This window comes from Collinsella sp. AM16-21, from assembly GCF_003471905.1.
GTDB lineage: Bacteria > Actinomycetota > Coriobacteriia > Coriobacteriales > Coriobacteriaceae > Collinsella.
The window spans coordinates 1-2,379 of sequence record NZ_QRKJ01000032.1 but is presented as its reverse complement, the minus strand read 5'-3'; the positions used below and the strand labels follow the sequence as shown (position 1 = coordinate 2,379).

The window sequence follows — 2,379 nt, the reverse complement described above, 5'->3', positions numbered from 1 at the left end:
CCAGCTTTAAACCACCCGCTACGCGGGTGGAGACAAACGGCTTTACAAAGCCACCCCTCCGACCGATATTGACGATTGTTCAGGCCGTCAAGAATTCGAGTCGAAGGGGTGGTCGCCATGGCCCAGAAGGCCTACAGCCTTTCCCACACGAAGTGGATGTGCAAGTACCACATCGTGTTCACGCCGAAGTATAGGCGCAAAGTGATCTACAACCAAATCAGGAGCGACATAGGGGAGATCCTCAGGAAGCTGTGCGAGTACAAGGGGATCGAGATAATCGAGGGGCACCTGATGCCCGACCACGTGCACGTGCTGCTGGCGATCCCGCCGAAGTACAGCGTCGCGAGCGTCATGGGCTACCTGAAGGGGAAGAGCTCGCTGATGATATTCGACAGGCACGCCAGCCTCAAGTACAAGTTCGGCAACAGGAAGTTCTGGGCGGAGGGCTACTACGTGTCCACCGTCGGCCTGAACGAGGCGACGATCGCCAAGTACATCAGGGAGCAGGAGTCCCACGACATCGCACTGGACAAGCTGAGCGTGAAGGAGTACGAGGACCCCTTCAAGAGGGGGTGATGCCGCCGGTTCGACCGGCGCGCCACGGGTCAAGATGCACTAGGCCTGGACGAAGTCCGGGCCCGCGCCTTTAGACGCGAGCCCGGGGCCCGTGGGTTATACCCTAAGAGCAAACCACCCTTTTTAAGGGTGGTTCTGATTGCCTGCATGTCCTCGGCAGCATTTGCCCAAATGGTGAATGCTGGTGCCGGCAGGTTGCCGAGTGTGTATCGCGGGTATACCTCATGCGTACCATGATCCAAACACTGTGAGGTGTCTGCGCGTGTGCGCGATAATTCATTTTGGAACTGACGGTTGGCGCGCTCGCGTCGATGAGGACTTCAATGCCGATAACGTTGCCCGTATCGCCGATGCCGTCGGCGAGTTGTGGCAAAAGACCAATCCGGGCAAAACGGTATATATAGGGTTCGACACTCGGCCCCTGGCGCGCGAGTTCGCTGAGCTTGCGGCGGGTGTGCTAGCAGCGCACGGGCTAGACGCCGTGCTCGCTTCGCGACCTGTTCCGACCCCTGCCCTTACGTGGGCGGCGGCTTATGACGGTGAGGCGTGCGGCGCGCTCATGGTGACGGGGTCCCATCATCCGCAGGGTTATCTGTGTCTCAAGATTCGCATGGGTGACGGCTCGACCGCCAACCAGGATGTCATCGAAGAGCTCGAAGAGACCATGGCTCCCGAGCCAATGGGGATCGAGGGGCAATATCGCACCGCGGATATCATTCCTGACTATATGCAAGCGGTGGCATCGTTTGTCGATGCCGAAGCCATCCGCGCCGCGCACCTGCGCGTGGTTGTTGACCCCATGGGCGGCGCAGCCCAGGGCTATCTAGCCGACTTGCTGCGCGAGCTTGGCGTTGAGGTGCACGAGATTCACGCCGGGCAGGCGCCTGACCAAGAAGATATCTGCCCCGACCCCGTTGAGCCGTGGGTGGACGCTTGCGAGCATACGGTTATCGAGGACGGAGCTTGCGCTGGCCTGGTGACCGACGGCGACGCCGACCGTATCGGCGCGGTTGACGAGCGCGGCAGATATATACATCCGCATCAGATCATGGCGCTCGTTTTGGGCGACTTGGTTCAATTTCGTAATTTGGAGGGGCGCGTCGTCGTCAATCTTTCGTGCTCGACGCTCGTGCGTCGCATTGCCGAGGCGCTTGGCTGCCGCGTGACCGTCAAACCAGTCGGTTTCAAATATATAGCGGCAGAGATGAAGAAGGGTGGCGTCCTCATAGGCGGCGAAGAAGCCGGTGGTATCGGCATCGCCGCGCATATGCCCGAGCGCGATGGAATCCTCGCCTGTCTGATTCTGTGTGAGCTTATGGCAAAGACGGACGCGCCTTTGGGTGTTCTGGTCGACCAACTCGAGGACAGATTTGGTAAGACGAGTTACGGTCGACGCGATTTGCGCCTTGAGGCCGAAGATGCCGAAACGTTACGAACCCTGCTGCCGGGCGTAAACCCCAAGTCGATTTGTGGCAAGGTACCGCAAAACGTTAGTCATATGGATGGCTTGCGTTTAGCATTCGAGGATGATACGTGGCTGCTGGTCCGTCCTAGCGGGACCGAACCAGTGGTGCGCGTCTACGCCGAGGGGTTCTCAGTGGAAGAGCGTGATGAGTTGCTCGATGCTGGCTGTGCTTTAGCTAGGGGAACGTATCCGCTTTAACCATGAGACTGCCTTATATAAAGAGATGCTCGGCGAGCGGTAGTTAACGGCTGGCAAACGTTAGTCGGATCCCAAATTGTGTAGGAAATGTGTACGCCCAGATTCCCGCCCCCGGCGCCCCTCCGGTCTGGCAATATATC

Annotated in this window: 2 protein-coding genes; both read left to right on the top strand. The window is 58.9% G+C overall.

Features of this window, described 5'->3' with window-relative positions:
- The first annotated feature begins 117 nt into the window (after positions 1–117).
- A complete protein-coding gene (gene tnpA, locus DW180_RS10045; RefSeq protein WP_117630087.1) occupies positions 118–576 on the top strand; it encodes an IS200/IS605 family transposase in 459 nt (152 codons plus the stop codon).
- A 262-nt stretch (positions 577–838) separates the two neighbouring features.
- A complete protein-coding gene (locus DW180_RS10040; RefSeq protein WP_117564989.1) occupies positions 839–2,239 on the top strand; it encodes a phosphoglucomutase/phosphomannomutase family protein in 1,401 nt (466 codons plus the stop codon).
- The last annotated feature ends 140 nt before the right edge of the window (positions 2,240–2,379 follow it).

Excerpts from the sequence above, each read along its gene's own strand:
- tnpA (WP_117630087.1), top strand. The coding sequence starts at position 118 with ATGGCCCAGAAGGCCTACAGCCTTTCCCACACGAAGTGGATGTGCAAG.